Below are 15,741 nucleotides of genomic sequence, written 5' to 3' on the forward strand. Positions count from 1 at the left end.
ATAAATTGCTACTATATACAGCTTTCCATGGAGGCATTTATGACCATAGAAATTCAAGGGGTCTTAACAGATATCGTTTTTTATAATGAAGCCAACGGATATATCGTTGGCGTTGTGGATACTGGTGAGGAAGATATTACGGTAGTAGGATATATGCCTATCGTAAATAAGGGAGAAACCTTTGCTTTTAACGGCAAATGGACTGTCCATCCCGTTTATGGGAAGCAGCTGGAGATTCTCAGCTATCGGCAAGTGGCACCCAATACCCTGGAAGGCATGGAAAATTATCTGGCTTCCGGATTGATTAAGGGGATAGGCCCTAAGACTGCCAAAAAGATTGTGGACAAGTTTGGGAAGGATGCGCTGGATATTATCCAATACAGGCCACACCTGCTGACACAGATCGAAGGGATCGGGGGCGCTAAAGCGAATTTGATCGCAGAAGCCTTTCAGGAGCAGCGGGAGCTGCAGGAGGTTATGCTTTTTTTACAACAATATGGCGTAACCCCAAGTTATGGGATAAAAATATATAAAAAATATGGACAGGATACCATCAGGCTCATTCAAGAAAACCCCTATCGACTGGCCGACGAAATTATTGGCATTGGCTTTAGAATAGCTGATACCATCGCCAAGAGAATGGGCATAGATCCCCGTTCTAGCTACCGGCTCATGTGTGGGTTAAAGTATATGCTGATGCAGGGAAATCTGGAGGGGCATACCTATACCCCGAGAGAAGAGCTTCTCAGAGACACTGCAAGGCTATTGGAGGTCGAGGTTTCTTTGTTGGAAGAACCCCTAATGAATCTTGCCCTCAATAATGAGGTACAGCTGGAAAATCTGGAGGGTGAAATTGTAGTATTTGGATTGTCCTACTTTTTTGCAGAAACCTATGTATGCAAAAAATTAATCGAACTGGCAAAGACAGAAATTCCGCCTATGGGGGAAAATCTCGGTGAACTCATCAAAAAAATAGAAGAAAATGAAGGACTGGAGTTAGCAGACAATCAAAAGCACGCTATTAAAGAGGCTTTACAAAACGGGGTAACGGTAATCACCGGGGGCCCCGGAACCGGGAAGACAACTACCATCAACAGCATCATACGGATATTTGAGATGAATAATCTCAGTATTCTGCTGGGTGCACCTACCGGCCGTGCAGCCAAAAGAATGAGCGAGGCTACAGGAAGAGAAGCCAAAACCATTCACCGCTTGTTGGAATATGCTTACGCAGAGGATGATCTGGGGATGGCCTTCGGAAGAAATGAAGAAGAACCTCTTGCCGCTGATGTGGTGATCATTGATGAAATGTCCATGGTAGACATTCTGCTGATGAAGGCATTGCTGCGAGCCATTCTTCCCGGCACCCGCCTGATCCTGGTAGGAGATGTGGATCAGCTGCCCTCCGTAGGACCCGGAAACGTACTGCGGGATATTATTGAGAGCAATATATTTAGAGTAGTCAAGCTGGATAAAATCTTTCGCCAGGCCCAGGAAAGCATGATCATCGTCAATGCTCACCGGATCAATAAAGGCCAGTATCCCTATACCAATCAAAAAGAGAAGGATTTTTACTTCATATCGAAGAAAACTCAGGAAAACATTGCAGAGACCATCAAGGCATTGTGCAAGGAGCGTCTGCCAAAATATAACGGCTTTGATCCTATTAAAGATATCCAGGTCCTTACCCCTATGAAAAAAGGGGTAGTTGGAATGCTGCAGCTCAATAATCAGCTGCAGTCCATCTTAAATCCCAAGGCTCCTCATAAAGAGGAGAAGGAAATGAAAGAAAAAATCTTTCGAGTAGGGGACAAGGTGATGCAGATTAAGAACAACTATAACCTAAAATGGAAAAAAACTGAGGATGATGGGGATGGCGAAGGGATTTTTAATGGGGATATGGGATATATCCAGGAGATTGATACGGAAAACAGAGAATTGTGGGTGCTTTTTGATGATGAGAAGCTGGTGAAATATGACTTTAGTCAATTGGACGAGTTGGAGCTGGCCTACTGCATCACTATCCATAAAAGTCAGGGCAGTGAATTCCCCGTGGTAGTTATGCCCGTCAGCTGGGGACCTCCTATGCTGCAGACGAGAAACCTCCTTTATACTGCTGTGACCCGGGCGAAAAAGCTGGTGGTGATGGTGGGGCAGGAAGGCAGTCTGAAAAATATGGTAGACAATCATCGGATCACCAAGCGTAATACAGGTCTTGGGGTTCGACTAAGGAGATTTTTAGAGGACAGATTGATTGAGTTTTAGATTTGTAGAATAGTTTACCCTGGAGGCATAGGCTATGTCAAAGAAAAACAGAAAAAGCAAACTGCATATGGCAGCAGGCGGACTGACAGCACTTACCTCAGCATTTTTAAGCCTTACCTCATTTCATCGGTGGGATCATGGGGGAGTGCTGTGGGTTCTTATGGTGGCTGCAGCCTATAATGCATTGTTCCTCTGCTTTCAATTAACCAATATATCAAACCGCAAAAAGAATCAGATGATTTTCTCAGGAAACTTTTTGCTGTTTAATCTATTCCTTATCTATACCGATGGCTTCTCCAACAATGCTTATTTGCCTGTTTTTGTTTTTACCGTTACTATGGTTGCGGCCTATTATGGCGCAGGGTGGGGATTGTTGGCCATGTTTCTTTGCAGCTTTCTATCACTGCAAAAAGTACTAAACAGTGAAATAGCATGGAGTTTTCTAAAGCTTCATATCGGAATCTATGGAGGGGCTTTTTTTATCGGGAATATTATAACCTACTGTTGGACCATCAAGAAAAGGAAAAAACAGCAAAAATTTAATGCTTCAGGAACAGAGACCACACTAAGGCAATATGAGAGTATCAGTAAAAGCATGAAGGCTGTTATTGAAAGCATGCCGCCAATTAAGAATGAAATTCCTGATGGATTGACAGGTTTGCTTTCCTATAGTGCTTTTTATAAGAGAACAGGTGAATTGGCACAAAAGTGCCTGCAGAATAATGAGAGCTTTTTTCTGCTGATGATAGATATTGATCATTTTAGATGGTTTAATCAGAAGTACGGATATCCTATGGGGGATAGAATTTTAGCGGAAATCGGCCGCACCATCAAGATGGCTGTTGGGGATCAAGGATTTGCAGGGCGACATGGGGGAGAAGAGTTTATCGTCATACTGAAGGATGTAGATTATGAGAAAGCAGGAACCTTGGCAGATCAGCTGCGTGTGAAAATCAAAGGAGTGGCTGAGGTGATGGAAGAACTGGACAATCAGGATGTAAAATTATCTGTAAGCATTGGTATGGCCTGCTTTCCCGATGTGAGCAATGATATCCACAGTCTTGTAAGCATTGCAGAACTCAGAATGAACAAGGGAAAAGAGCTGGGGGGTGACCGGGTAACGGCTTAAAATTAAGAAGATCATTTTTGATTCAACCGGGTAGGGGACGACCTGTGTGTCGTCCCAAGGGTTTACGTTTAAGTTTTGCCGGGAGCGACGCCCTCGTGGTTTCGAATACTATCTTAATTAGGATGATGGAAGCGGAGGAGATCATATGAAGAGCTACAAAGTCTTATGGGAGCTAATAGATGGACTGCTGGATTTTATCTATCCCCGTAATATCGAGTGCATCCTCTGCGGAACGGCGGTCGAAAAGACAGAGAAATATTCTCTCTGTACTGCATGTAAGTGCCAGATTCATTTTGTAAATAAAGAATGTAAAAAATGCGGAAAACCGCTGGAGGAGATGTATCTTCCGGATACCTGCCATGACTGCATGCTGACCAACCACTTTTTTACAGCCGGATATGCCTGTGTTGCTTACGATGAAGAAATCAAAAAGCTTATATATCGATTGAAATATGGCGGGCAGCGGTATTTGGCCTATCACATGGCAGAGATGATGGCTGCAAAGATCCGGCAGAAAAAACTGGAACAGATAGATTGGATTATCCCTGTACCACTCCATATCAATAAAAAACGTCAGCGGGGATTCAATCAATCGGAAATCATAGGACAATACATCAGCCGACAAATGGGGTGGCCCCTAGACCGAGAAAACCTGATCAGAATTAAAGATACGGCTACACAGAACAAGCTGTCCAAAGAAGAACGGAAAATCAATATGAAAAACGCTTTCCAAATTTTAGATCCTTCAAAAATTAAGGCTAAGAAAATCCTGTTAATTGACGATATATATACTACAGGAAGTACATTAGACAGCTGCAGTAAGGAATTGCTCCGGGCAGGAGCAAAGGATATTTATGTGATCACCTTTGCAGCGGGAAAGAACCTATAGGTAATGTTAAAACGATGAACAAACAAGTTGTTGTGTAGAGGAAGGTTTTGTGTCTGACAGAAAAGCAGGCATTTAATGACCTGCGATAAAGGGTAGGGATCGACGCCCTCGCCGTTCCGATATAGTTGTGTAATATTTTTAAATATATATAATGTACAATATATACATAAAGGAGGGCATATCATGGCAGATATTAGAAACTGCATTAAATGCGGGCGGATTTTTCAATATGACGGCTTTAATAAAAAATGCGATCGATGCAGGAAAGATGAAGAGGAAGATTTTAAAAAAGTAAAGGAATACCTTTATGATAATCCCGGAGCTACTATCACAGAGGTTTCTGAGGAAACCGGTGTGGAAGAAGATCTTATTTTGAAATATCTAAGACAGGGAAGGCTTGAAATTACCTCAGAAGGAGGCTCTTTGGTACTGGACTGTGAAAGATGCGGCAGAGCAATCCGAACAGGAAAATTTTGTGATCAATGTGCTGAGGAAATGGCTAGAGAGTTAAAAGGGGCATTTAAGCCAAAAGAAAAGGAAAAACAAACTGTCGTAAACAAGATGTTTATATCCGATATGAGAAAGAGAAGATAATATTATAAAAAGTGTAAAGGAATCCTCTATCGTTGCCGATACTATGGATAGAATAGTGGTAATGATGGGGGTGTTTTTATGAAAATCACAAATAATCCAAATATACAAAAGGTGTTAAATGTATACCGAAAGAACACAGAGGGTGTCAGCAAAAGCGGAAGAACAGTACGAGAAAAGGATAAGGTAGAGATTTCCGAGCAGGCTAGAGCCTTTCAGGTGGCATACAATGCCTATAAAAAGCTGCCGGAGATAAGAGCTGATAAAGTAGAGGATATCACGAGAAAAATACAATCGGGCAATTATAATCCTTCAGCAGAGGAAATCGTCGAGAGTATGTTTGATAAGAAAATATAACTAAAGGGTTAGAGATTTCCTGAAAAGGAGGAACAGTATGTCCAAGTCTGTGGAGCAGTTGATCACTGCTTTAAAAAAGGAATATGACATTTATCGAGACTATGTAGATATAGCAAAGAAAAAGAAAGACATTATCATAAAGGGAAACATTAAAGAGCTAGATCATATTACAGGCCTGGAGCAGGATATGATTTTGAATATGGGCAAGATCGATAAGATACGGGCAGCCATCATAGGAAATTTGTTGAATGAGCTGAAGGTAAAGGAGATCGCCAATATTAGTGAGCTGGCGCCTTACTTAGAGGAAGAGGATCGGGTAAAGGTGCTCAACCTTAAGGATAAATTGGAGAAGGTACTCCAAGAAATTCAGGAGCTGAACGATCTGAACGGCAGACTGATTCAGCAGTCATTAGAATACATTAATTTCAATTTAAATCTTATGACCAGTGCCAGTACCCAGGGTACCACCTATGGAAACCGGGCTGATGAAAAAAACGTAAAGACCAAACCAAATCTATTTGATGTAAAGATATAAGTTCTGTTAGATACTGTATGTTATTATCAATAAGTAATTCTTTTAGATGTCATCCTGAGTGCAGCGAAGGATCTTAAGCAGAAGAAACAGGATATAGAAGTTCTAAAATACACGCATAGATATGGATGTAGAAGTTTATTCAGCGGAACGGCCCTGTGCCGTTCCACTGAATAATAGATTTCTCACTCACACATCTAAAACAGAAGCAAAATATAAGGTGGGATAAGCAGATGTCAACTTTTTTTGGATTTAATATCGCCCGTTCGGGACTCTTTGCCAGTCAAAGGGCCCTAAATGTTACTAGTCATAACATCGCTAATGCCAATACACCGGGCTATACAAGACAGAGGCTGGAACAACAAGCATCTAGGCCGATGATTCTGCCTAATGGCAAAGGAATGTTGGGCACTGGCGTAGATACCATCCATATACGAAATATCCGGGACCAGTTTTTAGATCTTAAGTTTAGAAGTGAAAACCAGGCCTTTGGAGAGTGGGATACCCGAGCAGACATACTACAGAATATTGAAGCCATCATGAATGAGCCTTCTACCTCTGGAATACGTACGGTAATGGACCAATTTTTCTCATCTCTACAAGAATTAAGCACGAAGCCGGAAAACTTAACAGTACGTGCTCTGGTTAGAGAACGGGGTATTGCTTTAGCAAAGACCATTAATCAGATGGGCTATCAACTTGAAAAAATGCAAAGCGATCTGGATTTTAGCGTAAGTACTACTGTTGGAGAAATCAATGGCTATGCAGCCCAGATTGCAGATTTGAATAAGCAGATTTATAACTATGAGCTCGACGGCAACAATGCCAATGATCTTCGTGACCAAAGAAACCTTCTTTTAGATAAGTTATCTCAATTGATCAACATCGATGCCTTTGAGGACAACCAAGGCCGGATGCACGTATTGGTTTCAGGTAAATCCTTAGTTTCCCATTATAGATATTCAGAGTTAGGGACTGTGCCAAGAACTGAGAAAAAGAATAATTCGGATCTAGGGGGGCTTAGTGATGTTGTATGGAAGGATGGCTCCACTTTTACGATCCAAGGGGGAAAACTAAAGGGACTGCTGGACGCTCGGGACAATGCAGAGGGCGGCACAAAAGGGGTACCCTATTATATGGAGCAGCTGAATCTGTTTGCCAAGACCTTTGCTGCCCATGTAAACATGGCCCATCGTAGCGGCTATGGTCTTGACGGCAGTACCGGAAATGACTTTTTTCATATGGGAGAGAATCAATTCCACGATATTTCTACTCACTTTGCAGGAAAAAGTGAAAACGAAATTCAGGAATTAATCAAGAGCATTGAGAAAGGCGGATCCAGCAGTTTAGCTGCTCTAGGCATTGCCACATCTTTAGCTTATGAAAATCTTTCTGTAGTGAAAATGGATGGTAAGTATTTTATTACGCCTAAGGTTACAGCTACGACTTTAAAGATTTCCGATAAGATTGATCAGGATCTCAATAAAATTGCAGCCAGCAGCACCTATGCCGGACTTCCTGGAGATGGAAGTAATGCCCTAAATATCAATCTGCTCAAAAATAATACAGGAATGTTTGACTGGGGGAAACCAGAGGATTTTATGAAATCGCTGATTTCAAACCTGGGGGTAGATACCCAGCAGGCTATACGCTTTGCCAACAACCAGCAGGTATTATTAGATCAAGTTGAATATAAACGGCAGTCCATATCAGGAGTATCCTTAGATGAAGAAATGGCAGATATGGTAAAATTCCAGCATGCATACAATGCCAACGCAAGGATGATTACGACCATAGATGAAATGATTGATGTGATTGTAAATCGGATGGGATTGGTAGGAAGATAGAATTTTTTGTTGAATGAGAAATGTTGAATGTTGTATGTTAAAAGCTTGTATCCCCATGTCTAAGGTTGTTAGAAGGTGAAATAAATGGCAAAATTTAAAACCTTTGAAGAAATTGATGCTTGGGTCTACTCTCGGGAACTAGTGAAAGAGATCTATCAGCTAACTAGAAGTAACAATTTAAGTAGGGATTATGGGTTAAAGGACCAAATTCAACGAGCCTCTGTTTCGATTATGTCTAATATTGCTGAGGGCTTTGAACGAAATAGTACGAAAGAATTTATTCGTTTTTTAAATATTGCAAGAGGTTCTAGTGCAGAAGTAAAAAGTCTATTATATGTTTTACTAGATTTAGGACATGTTGACCAGCAGACTTTTGGAAAACTTCAAGCCAAGACAGCAAATATATCAAAAACACTGCTAGGTTTAATAAACTATCTAAGAAGCTATGAACAACGGATAAAATAGGGTTTTTAACATTCAACATACAACCTTCAACCTTCAACATTTTTACGAACGGAGTGAGTAAAAAAATGCGCATAACTAATTCAATGATGGTCAGCACCATGATGCGAAATTTAAATAATAACTTAAATAGAATGGATAAGATTCAAATGCAGATGGCTACTGGAAAAAGAATCAATAAACCTTCCGATGATCCTGTGGGCATGGCTAAGGTATTGACACTTTCTTCGGATGTAGCAGCCAATGAACAGTATAAAAAGAACGTAGATGAAGCCCTATCCTGGCTGGAAACTACTGAAATTGCAGTAACCCAATTAAAGGATGTCATGCAGCGGGTGCGTGAGTTAACGGTCCGTGGAGCTACGGGAACATTGGCTCCAGAGGATAAGCAAGCCATTCAAAAAGAGATTACCCAGCTTAAGGATCAGGTGGTTTCCATCGGAAATTCAACTTATGCAGGCAGATATATCTTTGCAGGCTTTAATACCATCAATAAGCCTTTTACATTGGAAGAAACTGCTGCAGGAACACAGCTTGTATATAATGGCAGGATGGTTAGTCCTGGGGGAATAGTAGGTGAAAATATAGCAGAAGCAGACTTTATAAATTTCTTGATTAATCCTAACAACAAAGAATTAACCATGGCCCAAACCACAGACTCTATGATGATCGAGATCGGAATGGGAAACTTGATGAATGTCAATATTAATGGACCAGAGTTATTTCAGAAAGGCTTCGGGGGTATATTTGAAACTTTAACGAAGCTTGAAAATGTATTGCAAGAGAAGGAAAATTACCAGCATGGCTTCGTAGATATGCGTTTTCAAGGTGACTTGGGCACCTTGGATTTAGATAATGCTGCAGGAGATAAAATGTTGCAGATTAAGATGGGAGAAGATGTATTTACGATCAATTTTCCCCAGCAGACAGACCCATTGACCATAGATCAAATCCAAAAATCCATTGATTCCATTCCTCATCTGAAGAAAAATGGTGTAACCATTGCTGCAGATGGTACAATCTCAGCAGATCAGAAATTTACCCTTTTATCCAGTACTTTGAGCAGTAATACTTTTCCTCTAGAAGCAGATCCTGCCTATGCCCCTCTGCTGATTGGCAAGCGACTGGAGGGATCTATTGAAACCACTACAGGACAAGGTTTGATAGTTAACGGCACCAGTATACCATTGCATGAGGGGAAAAAATATGATCTCGACAGCAGGACAGGAAAAGAAGAGCTACTAAGGGATATTCGGGCACTGTTGCCATCTCCCTTACAGGTAGACTTTACTGCAGACAACCGGCTGCAGTTTCGTGATGCACATCAGACCGCAGCGCCCTATGATACCATAGTGATTCAAGATATAGGCGGTTTTCTGACAAATCTAGGCTTTACAGATGGACAACAGTCCAAGCAAGCGGATATCAAAACTGAAAAACTAAATACCAGTGCCATGCTGGCAGATCTGGATATCAATATGGAAAATATATTGGCCAAGCTTTCAGAGATTGGCGCTAAAACCAATCGTCTGGAATTAGATCAAAGCCGGTTGGAGGATAACATCATTAATTATAAAAATCTATTATCTAAAACAGAGGATGCAGATATGGCAGAGGTGATCATGAAGCTGAAGATGGAGGAAAATGTGTATCGAGCGTCTTTATCCTCTGGAGCAAGAATCATTCAGCCATCGCTGATAGACTTTTTAAGGTAAAGATTGTTGGATGTTGAATGTTGAAGGAGAAATGTTAAAATCTTTTCGACCCGTAGATAGGGTTTAAACATACAACATTCAACCTTTCTCATTCAACATTTTTAATTCTTAATTTTTAATTTACAGAGGTGTTCCCATGGATCTACGTATCACTACCACTCCCGCATTAATCGGCATCGACCGTACTCCCGGAGGCTTTGACATACGCCAGCCAAAGGCAGATATGGAACTGAATATAGAGCACCCTAAGGTAGAAATCCATACAGAGCATGGACAGGTGCGGATTGATCAAAGCCAATGCTTTGCAGAAGCAGGGCTAAAAAGCTACTCCGAGCTGACAATAGACAATGCTGCCTTTGCACGACAGAAGGTAATGCAGACTATCGAAAAGATCGTACGGCAGGGAGACCAGCTAATGGCAATTGAAACAGGGGCAGATCCCATACCGGGGCAAGCCGAGGAAAATGCCTTTTTATGGGATGATGTGGAGGTAAACTTTGATCTCATTCCCAAAAGCAGACCAAAAATTGATTTTGTGGGAGGCACGGTGGATATACAGGTTAAGGAAGGACGGGTGAACCTGCAGGTACAAGTCAATAAACCCATTGTTAACTATACCCCAACAAAAATAGATATCTATCTAAGGCAGAAAAATAGCATCCAGATAGAGTACGCAGGATCAAAGTTCAACCAGCTTGGTTGAGCTTTTGTATTAGATAGAAGAATAAGCAGCGAGGGCTTTGAAACAAGCTGGGTGAATTGATGGTTTTAATTCATAATAATCTACAAATATGAAAAACCTACAAAACTCGGCTAACATAATAATTGAAAAACAACATAATCCATAAGCATCATTATTTCAATTAAGGAACGGAGGAAATTCTATGAAGCTTCAAACAAAGCATTTTGGAGAAATAGATATTGAAGTAGAAAAAATTATTACCTTTGAAGAGGGTTTGCCGGGATTTGAACACATCAAAAAATATATTCTGATCCCAAACCCAGATTCAGAAAACCCCTTTCAATGGATGCAGGCCATAGATGAACCATGTCTTGCCTTTGTAATCACAGATCCTTTTTACTTCAAAGAAGACTATGAATTCGACATACCGGAAAAGGTAGTTCAACAGCTTGAAATTGAGAAGACAGAAGAGGTAGTGGTATACAGCATGGCAGTTGTGCCGGAAAATATTGAAGATATCACCATCAACCTACGGGGTCCCTTGGTAGTCAACATTGAAAAAAGAAAAGGGAAACAGCTGCTATTAGATGGAGAAGCCTATGCATTAAAATACAAGATATTTCAAAACCTCCCTATAGAGCAGAAAGAATAGGGGGCAGAGAGATGCTGATATTGACGCGCAAAAAAGATGAAAGTATTGTAATTGATGATCGCATTGAAGTGAAAGTCATCGGTATCGAGGAAGGAAAAGTAAGACTGGGAATCTCCGCAACAAAGGATGTGACCATCCACCGAAAAGAAATTTATCTGGAAATCCAACAGGAGAACAAACAGGCAGCTGTGACCAATGTAGATCTGCAGGATTTATCAAAAATCTTCAAGAAAAAGTAAATAAATTTCAAAAATCTACTAAAGTTCTACAAAAATCTTTCCGATAATAGGGATGTAGACAAAATCAAAATCCAACTCTGGCGGCCGACAGAATTGGATTAAGCAAAAGATTTACATACACGATTGTAGATTTAGATATTTTAATCTTCAATCAAAGGGTTTAAGACTTCTAGGTCTTGCTTTTAACTGGTAACCGACAACCAGTAACCGGTAACAAAAGTTTGAAAGGTTGGGTTTTAACCTTCAACCTTCAACATACAACCTTCAACACCCAAACGGCATGGACGCCAAAAACAAAAATCAAGGAGGAGAAAAAAATGAGAATTAACAACAACTTAATGGCAATGAACACCCACAGACAGTTGGGAATCACCAACAACTCTAGTGCAAAAGCAATGGAAAAACTATCTTCAGGCTTTAGAATCAACCGTGCAGGAGATGATGCAGCAGGTCTTGCTATCTCTGAAAAAATGAGAGGACAAATAAGAGGTCTTAACCAAGCATCTAGAAATGCTCAAGATGGTATTTCATTAATTCAAACTGCAGAAGGTGCTTTAACTGAAGTTCATGCTATACTTCAGAGAATGAATGAACTTGCTACACAAGCTGCCAATGATACAAATGAAGCTGTAGATAGAACTGCTATTCAAGATGAAATTACCCAATTAAATTCAGAAATTGATAGAATATCAAAATCAACTCAATTTAACCAAAAGAATTTGTTAGACGGTACATTAGGGGTACAGCTGGACACATCGGGTCTTCAAGTAGGTAGTGATGGAGTTACTGGGATTAGCATCGCAGGAGCAAAAGCTTCAGAAACATATACTATTACCTCAGGTGGGGCAGGTCAATATACAATTACTGAAACAGGTTCTGGAGACACACAAAACGTTACTTTAGCGGATGGAACTGCCGGAGTTCTAAATTTTGATAAGTTTGGAATTAAGATTACGGTTAATGGTAGCCAAACAGCCGCTGGAATTGCAGCAGCAACTGCTGGTGGCGGTGCTGCAGGTACTATTGTTACCGGAGCAGCTGCACAGATTTCTTTCCAAATCGGAGCTAAAAATGCCCTAGATGAAAGAATGGGTGTTCAGATTGCCAAAATTGATTCCTCAGCAACATCATTAAATACAACATCTGTTTCTGTTGCTAATGCAACAGATGCTAGAACCGCTATGGATACCATTCAAGCAGCAATAAACACTGTTTCTTCTGAAAGATCTAAACTTGGAGCATACCAAAACAGATTAGAACACACCATCAAGAACTTAGATACTTCTTCCGAAAACTTACAAGCAGCAGAATCTAGAATCAGAGATGTAGACATGGCTAAAGAAATGATGGAGTTCACAAAGAACAACATCCTTCAACAAGCAGCACAAGCTATGTTGGCTCAAGCAAACCAGGCTCCTCAAGGAGTACTTCAGTTATTAAGATAATCCTTCGTAATACCGTAGAGGCGAATTTATTCGCCATAAAATAATCTTTCATATAAATGAAAACCACGATGGAGACAATATTATAGAAATGGTAGAGGAGATTCCAATCTCCGGTAAGAATTCATTCGAACATTACCTTTTCAAAACAGAGGGTCAGAGGAATATTTCCTCTGGCTCTTTTATAATATTTGATTTTTTTCTTGTAGAGGAGATTTCAATCTCCGTGATTTAAATGAGATATGAAGCCTTCTACATATCAAAAACAAAATGATGAATCGAGGATGTATTGCCTAAAGAATACGTGCGAATGAATTCGCTACTACATATACCAATAATTTTATCAACATAGTAGAGGAGAATTTATTCTCCATTAAATAAAATCAATGAGGAGAGGAAACAATGTCTCCAAAACATTACTATGAAGAAAATAACTTTTATTTCATAACAACAGTAACAGAAAATCGAGTCCCCATATTTAAAGATTATCTGGCTTGTGAATTATTGATAAGCCTGCTTACATACCATAAATTCAGCTGTAATTATAACCTTAAGGCCTTTGTGATAATGCCAGATCACGTTCATTTAATCATACAACCTATGGGTAAGGATAATATATCTGATATAATGAAACGGATAAAGGGTAATTTTTCAAGATATTATAACAGGATACACAAAAGATCAGGCACAGTATTTCAAAAAGGATTTTACGATACTGCAATAAGGGATGAAAAGCATTGCTGTGAGACTATAGATTATATTCACTATAATCCTGTAAAAAAGGGAATCGTGATAGAAGCAAAGGATTATCTATATTCAAGCTACAAATTTTATTGTGAAAATGATGAGAAATTTTTATTGCTTTTAATGCCTTTGGATGAATTGGAAGCTACATAATATAAAAACAAATGGGAATCTTCGAATGAATTCGAAGCTACTTTTGTAAAGATTTAAATGAGATATGTAGCCTTCGAATGAATTCGAAGCTACTATATGACAGACTGTAGAAGGAAATTAAATCTCCAGTGAAAATACATTTTAAAAAGGAGCTGATACCATGGATATAGCAGCACTATCAATGAGCATAAGCCAGATGAAAGTAGCCCAACAAGCTGGCATCTCCGTCATGAAAATGGCAATGGATGCAGGACAAACACAGATGAATGACATAGTACAAATGGTACAGCAAAACACTAAGATGATGGAGCAATCCATAACCCCTCACCTAGGCAAAAACATAGACATTAGCCTGTAAATAATAAAAAAAGAGATGATAACATGACATATAAAGATCATATAAAAAAAGAACTGGAAGAACAGCTTGAGAGGGTCAAGCAGCGACTGCAGATCCTAGACATGATTGAAGAAAAACTCTTTCAGATGAGGGAACTAGCTCAAAGAGTAGTAGATGAAGATTTGACCGATGAAGAAATCCAAAAGATCAACAAACAGGTAAAATACTTGGAAGAGCAGGTAAGATTGCTAGATAGTGAAAGTACCCAGCTGTCTTAAAGAAAAGTATCCCCCAAAAAAACACCGAAGGCCCTGAAAAGGGTCTTTTCTTCTGCTATTTTTTTAAATACGAATTTATCCTAAAATGCTGCCAGTAGTGACAAATCATACTTAGTGTGGCGGTACCTGCCAATTTTGACAATACAGAGGATAAGAAGAAAACTCCTATTCTGTACTTTACTTTTTACGTTGATAGCATATAAATGTGGTATAATATAAGCAAAAACAGGTGGCTCCAAAAGATGCCTAATATAGATATACCAACGAAAAGGTTAATCCAGATTCGTCCTATGTGCCGGGCAAAGGCTACTCTGCCAGAATATGAAAATGCAGATATAGCTGAAATGAAAACAGGTAAAGTCCCAAGGACAGAATCTAAGCTAGATTCATTGTTTTGGATTTAAAAGGATAAAGAGCAATTTATCTCAAAGCCTGAAGTTGCTGGAAGAGAAAGGATGTTGATATAAAAATGGATATAGAGTGGATGATGAATAATTCGGAAAATAAGCCTATATCAAAAGAGCTAAATCAATATCAGACAATTCCTCTAATAATAGATGTAATTATAAAGCAAGTTGACCCTCAAAAAATTATTTTGTTTGGTTCATGTGCGAAACGATATATATCCAAAAACAGTGATATCGATTTATGTGTTGTAATAGATGAAATACAAAGTCCAAAACATAAAAGGAAAATGAAAATCAGTTTGTTAGAGAAACTTTTACAAATTACGGAGCATGAAGTAGATATACTTATCTGTAGTAAAGAAGAATGGGAAAAAAATCATAAAGATAAAAGTACTTTCATAGGTAAAATTGCTGGAGAAGGAGAATTGATTTATGGTCGATAGCAGCAGGTATGAAGATTGGCTCAAAATGGCTCAAAAAGATTTAAGAGGGGCGAAAATTCTTTTTGAGGCTGCTGGCACGGAAGAACTGGTTGCATTTCATTGTCAACAGGCGGTGGAAAAATATTTAAAAGCTTTTTTAATAAAAGAAACTGGGATGCTGCATGGTGGCCATTATTTAATGGGATTATTAAAAAAATGTTATAAAATCAATCCTGATTTTGAAAAATTCACGAACCACATTGCTTATTTAAACAGTTTCTACATAGAGACTAGATATCCTTCTAGTGAAGGATTAGTGGTGGAGGAAGAGGATGCGAAGAAATGTATCGAATATGCTAGTGAAGTTTTAGCGTATATTTTTTAAATATCTAGACAGGGAGGATTCTTCTGTCTTCAAAGTCTACATGTATGGGAATGAGGTCTGTAGGGATAGAGGTGGTCCAAAGTACCCGACAACCATTTTTCTATCTTCCCGTAGAAGCGAATTCATTCGTTAGAAAATGGTTGAAGATATAGTCTGGCAAGTATGGAAAGATATTTGATGGTCCGCAAGCAAACCAAGCACCTCATGGGTATT

The 15,741-nt window shown here is 39.5% G+C and carries 19 protein-coding genes; all 19 read left to right on the plus strand.

Features of this window, described 5'->3' with window-relative positions:
- The first annotated feature begins 39 nt into the window (after positions 1–39).
- The 19 genes from recD2 to BUB56_RS01305 all read left to right on the plus strand — a co-directional run bounded on the left by recD2 (position 40) and on the right by BUB56_RS01305 (position 15,528).
- On the plus strand, positions 40–2,265 hold the full coding sequence (gene recD2 / locus BUB56_RS01220) for an SF1B family DNA helicase RecD2 (RefSeq protein ID WP_242946186.1): 2,226 nt from the start codon (positions 40–42) through the stop codon (positions 2,263–2,265).
- 34 nt (positions 2,266–2,299) lie between these two features.
- A complete protein-coding gene (locus BUB56_RS01225; RefSeq protein WP_110939557.1) occupies positions 2,300–3,394 on the plus strand; it encodes a GGDEF domain-containing protein in 1,095 nt (364 codons plus the stop codon).
- 145 nt (positions 3,395–3,539) lie between these two features.
- Positions 3,540–4,283 carry a ComF family protein gene (locus BUB56_RS01230; protein WP_110939558.1) on the plus strand — a complete coding sequence of 248 codons (744 nt, stop codon included), beginning with the start codon at positions 3,540–3,542 and terminating at the stop codon, positions 4,281–4,283.
- Positions 4,284–4,466: 183 nt separating this feature from the next.
- Positions 4,467–4,877, plus strand: coding sequence for a TIGR03826 family flagellar region protein (locus BUB56_RS01235; RefSeq protein WP_110939559.1), 411 nt, complete (start codon positions 4,467–4,469; stop codon positions 4,875–4,877).
- Positions 4,878–4,955: 78 nt separating this feature from the next.
- Positions 4,956–5,231 (plus strand): flagellar biosynthesis anti-sigma factor FlgM, encoded by a 276-nt coding sequence (flgM, locus tag BUB56_RS01240; RefSeq protein WP_110939560.1) that lies wholly within the window; start codon positions 4,956–4,958, stop codon positions 5,229–5,231.
- 37 nt (positions 5,232–5,268) lie between these two features.
- A complete protein-coding gene (locus BUB56_RS01245) occupies positions 5,269–5,766 on the plus strand; it encodes a flagellar protein FlgN (protein WP_110939561.1) in 498 nt (165 codons plus the stop codon).
- 230 nt (positions 5,767–5,996) lie between these two features.
- Positions 5,997–7,610: a flagellar hook-associated protein FlgK gene (gene flgK / locus BUB56_RS01250; RefSeq protein WP_110939562.1), complete on the plus strand. Its 1,614-nt coding sequence runs from the start codon at positions 5,997–5,999 to the stop codon at positions 7,608–7,610.
- Positions 7,611–7,694: 84 nt separating this feature from the next.
- Positions 7,695–8,075: a four helix bundle protein gene (locus BUB56_RS01255; RefSeq protein WP_110939563.1), complete on the plus strand. Its 381-nt coding sequence runs from the start codon at positions 7,695–7,697 to the stop codon at positions 8,073–8,075.
- 65 nt (positions 8,076–8,140) lie between these two features.
- Complete coding sequence (flgL, locus tag BUB56_RS01260; RefSeq protein ID WP_110939564.1) at positions 8,141–9,787, plus strand: flagellar hook-associated protein FlgL; 1,647 nt, start codon at positions 8,141–8,143, stop codon at positions 9,785–9,787.
- Positions 9,788–9,923: 136 nt separating this feature from the next.
- Positions 9,924–10,490, plus strand: coding sequence for a DUF6470 family protein (locus BUB56_RS01265; protein WP_110939565.1), 567 nt, complete (start codon positions 9,924–9,926; stop codon positions 10,488–10,490).
- A gap of 181 nt (positions 10,491–10,671) precedes the next feature.
- Positions 10,672–11,121, plus strand: coding sequence for a flagellar assembly protein FliW (gene fliW / locus BUB56_RS01270; RefSeq protein ID WP_110939566.1), 450 nt, complete (start codon positions 10,672–10,674; stop codon positions 11,119–11,121).
- Positions 11,122–11,132: 11 nt separating this feature from the next.
- Complete coding sequence (gene csrA, locus BUB56_RS01275) at positions 11,133–11,360, plus strand: carbon storage regulator CsrA (protein ID WP_110939567.1); 228 nt, start codon at positions 11,133–11,135, stop codon at positions 11,358–11,360.
- A gap of 317 nt (positions 11,361–11,677) precedes the next feature.
- The gene (locus BUB56_RS01280; protein WP_110939568.1) at positions 11,678–12,805 is read left to right on the plus strand and encodes a flagellin N-terminal helical domain-containing protein; all 1,128 of its coding nucleotides are present in this window, start codon (positions 11,678–11,680) and stop codon (positions 12,803–12,805) included.
- Between the two features lie 399 nt (positions 12,806–13,204).
- Positions 13,205–13,699, plus strand: coding sequence for an REP-associated tyrosine transposase (locus BUB56_RS01285; protein ID WP_110939569.1), 495 nt, complete (start codon positions 13,205–13,207; stop codon positions 13,697–13,699).
- Between the two features lie 160 nt (positions 13,700–13,859).
- Entirely contained in the window at positions 13,860–14,057 is a 198-nt protein-coding gene (locus BUB56_RS01290; RefSeq protein WP_110939570.1) for a YjfB family protein, read from the plus strand.
- A 23-nt stretch (positions 14,058–14,080) separates the two neighbouring features.
- Positions 14,081–14,314: a hypothetical protein gene (locus BUB56_RS01295; protein ID WP_110939571.1), complete on the plus strand. Its 234-nt coding sequence runs from the start codon at positions 14,081–14,083 to the stop codon at positions 14,312–14,314.
- A 242-nt stretch (positions 14,315–14,556) separates the two neighbouring features.
- Positions 14,557–14,718 carry a hypothetical protein gene (locus BUB56_RS19255; RefSeq protein ID WP_190014031.1) on the plus strand — a complete coding sequence of 54 codons (162 nt, stop codon included), beginning with the start codon at positions 14,557–14,559 and terminating at the stop codon, positions 14,716–14,718.
- 65 nt (positions 14,719–14,783) lie between these two features.
- Positions 14,784–15,164: a nucleotidyltransferase domain-containing protein gene (locus BUB56_RS01300; RefSeq protein WP_110939572.1), complete on the plus strand. Its 381-nt coding sequence runs from the start codon at positions 14,784–14,786 to the stop codon at positions 15,162–15,164.
- The gene (locus BUB56_RS01305; RefSeq protein WP_110939573.1) at positions 15,154–15,528 is read left to right on the plus strand and encodes a HEPN domain-containing protein; all 375 of its coding nucleotides are present in this window, start codon (positions 15,154–15,156) and stop codon (positions 15,526–15,528) included. Before BUB56_RS01300 ends, BUB56_RS01305 begins: the two co-directional genes overlap by 11 nt.
- Positions 15,529–15,741: the final 213 nt, after the last annotated feature.

Source organism: Geosporobacter subterraneus DSM 17957 (genome assembly GCF_900142145.1).
Lineage (GTDB): Bacteria > Bacillota > Clostridia > Peptostreptococcales > Thermotaleaceae > Geosporobacter > Geosporobacter subterraneus.